Origin of the sequence: Mesorhizobium sp. M7A.F.Ca.CA.002.09.1.1 (assembly GCF_003998555.1) — a bacterium.
GTDB lineage: Bacteria > Pseudomonadota > Alphaproteobacteria > Rhizobiales > Rhizobiaceae > Mesorhizobium > Mesorhizobium ciceri.
This window is the reverse complement of record NZ_RZRR01000980.1, coordinates 1-1,948: the sequence shown is the minus strand read 5'-3', so window position 1 is coordinate 1,948 and position 1,948 is coordinate 1. Positions and strand designations below refer to the sequence as shown.

At 64.2% G+C, this 1,948-nt stretch carries 3 protein-coding genes and 1 pseudogene; 3 read left to right on the top strand and 1 reads right to left on the bottom strand.

The window, feature by feature from the left end; translation table 11 throughout:
- Together EN994_RS29175 and EN994_RS29170 are read left to right on the top strand one after the other, a co-directional pair.
- On the top strand, window positions 1–248 hold a 248-nt coding region (locus tag EN994_RS29175), incomplete at its 5' end, for an OmpA family protein (protein ID WP_164746307.1).
- Between the two features lie 239 nt (window positions 249–487).
- On the top strand, window positions 488–922 hold the full coding sequence (locus EN994_RS29170) for a hypothetical protein (protein ID WP_027162534.1): 435 nt from the start codon (window positions 488–490) through the stop codon (window positions 920–922).
- 75 nt (window positions 923–997) lie between these two features.
- Here the strand turns inward: EN994_RS29170 and EN994_RS29165 are convergent, their stop codons facing one another.
- Window positions 998–1,351 (bottom strand): DUF1304 domain-containing protein, encoded by a 354-nt coding sequence (locus tag EN994_RS29165; RefSeq protein WP_063169204.1) that lies wholly within the window; start codon window positions 1,349–1,351, stop codon window positions 998–1,000.
- Between the two features lie 140 nt (window positions 1,352–1,491).
- Between EN994_RS29165 and EN994_RS29160 the strand changes: the two are divergent.
- Window positions 1,492–1,948: pseudogene (locus EN994_RS29160) on the top strand (carboxypeptidase M32); the annotation flags it as partial.

The following is a 1,948-nucleotide window of genomic DNA, read 5'->3' as shown; positions in this document are numbered from 1 at the left end:
ACTGGGTGCTGCGCGTCGACGGCCATACCGACAACAAGCCGCTCTCCGGCACCGGCCGCTACCGCGACAATTGGGAACTGTCGACGGCGCGTTCGACCTCGGTGGTGAAATTTCTGATCGAGAACGGCGTGCCGGCCAACCGCCTGGTCGCGGCAGGCTTCGGTGAGTTCCAGCCGCTCGATCCCGCCGACACCGAAGAGGCGCGCAACAAGAACCGCCGTATTGAACTGAAGCTCACCGAACGTTGATCGAAAATCACGCGAACTTGTTCGCCGGTTCAACCCTAGGGCGCAGATGGAGGCGGGCAAGGCCTGAAAAGATTATCTTTTTTTAATTACACATTGTCGCAGGGCGGTCCTAGCCTGCCGCCCGGGCCGAGAACCGCCGGCGATGAATCCCCCCTCATCGCGACGCGACGGAACCGGACGGCCCAAGGCTGGAAGGCAGGCGGACAACCGCCGCCTCCCTCTACAAGAGGAGACGCGTGATGCGCTCTTTCACTCCCAAGACCTCGCTTAGAACTGCAACACTCACGGCGCTCCTCATCGCCGTTCCGCTTGCCGGCGCCTATGCCGCGGGCCATCACAAGGGCGCTCTCGACGCGACCGATCCAACCGATATGACTGGCCCGCGTGTCGAGGCGCTTATCCAACAGGTGCAGGGCGTCCGGCAGGGCATCGTGGACGCAAGACAGGCCAACAACATCACCCCGGCTGTGGCGGAACGCCTGGAAATGCGCACGGCCCACATCAGTCAGGCGGCAGAGAAAGTCGCCGCCTCCGATCACGGCAGGATACCGGCCGCGCAATACCATGATCTGCTGCGCCGTCTCGACAATGTCGACCAGCGGCTGATGATCGACACCGGCAGCGGCTTCATGATCGGCGACGGCGCCGACGGCGGCAATTACCCGAACGGCTGAGGCCATAGCGCCCGAAACGGTCCAAGAGGAAGGAACCGCCTGGCGCCTTCGAGAGCGATCCCGCGGGCGTCCTTTTTACCAGCCGAGCAATACCGCGATCAGGGCGATCACCGCCGGCACGGTCTGGATGAACAGGATCTTGCGCCCGACCGTTGCCGCGCCATAGAGGCCGGCAATGGCCACGCAAGCCAGAAAGAAGACCTTGACCTGGAACCCGGCCGCACCAAGGTATAGCCCCCAGATCAACCCGGCGGCGAGGAACCCGTTATAAAGTCCCTGATTGGCCGCGAGCACTTTCGAGGCACTGGCGAATTCCGGGGTCAGGTTGAAAGCCTTGTGCCCGCGCGGCGTGTCCCACAGCACCATCTCCAGATAGACGATGTAGGCATGGATCAAGGCCACCAGCCCGACCAGGATGTTGCCGATCATTTTTTCCCCCTTGATGTGTTGCCGGCAGCATTTCATGCGCGGCCTCGCCTGCGCAAGGTGCATTTGCCGGACGGCATCCGAGGGTTGCCAACGCTTTTGCGTTGGTGTCTTTTCGCGCCGTCCCAATCACGGAAGTCGCCATGTCCTTTCAGAAACTCGACGACCTCGGTCACAAGCTCGAAGCGCTCGAGCATGCGCTGGCCATCCTCGGTGCCGATGAGGCCACGCACATGGCCGTCGGCGGCGGCGAGAAGCGTGCCGAGGCGATGTCGGCACTGGCCGGCATGTATCACACCAGGGCAACGGCGCCCGAGATAGCAGACTGGATCGCCGCGGCCGAACAGGAAGCGCTGGGGGAGGAGCAGCGCGCCGCCGTCTCGGAACTGCGGCGGCAATACACCAACCTGACCTGCCTGCCGGTCGAATTCGTCGAACGCCAGACGACCGCGCGCATGCGTTGCGAGCAGCTGTGGCGCGGCCTGCGCGCCAAGAACGACTGGGCAGGCTTCCAGCCGGCGCTGGAAGGCGTCGTGGCGCTGGTGCGCGAGGAGGCGGCGCTGCGTGCCGATGTGCTCGGCCTGGCCCCCTATGACGCGC

Bases quoted from the DNA above. Each gene is read 5' to 3' on its own strand.
- EN994_RS29170 (WP_027162534.1), top strand. From the start codon at position 488: ATGCGCTCTTTCACTCCCAAGACCTCGCTTAGAACTGCAACACTCACG.
- EN994_RS29165 (WP_063169204.1), bottom strand. From the start codon at position 1,351: ATGATCGGCAACATCCTGGTCGGGCTGGTGGCCTTGATCCATGCCTAC.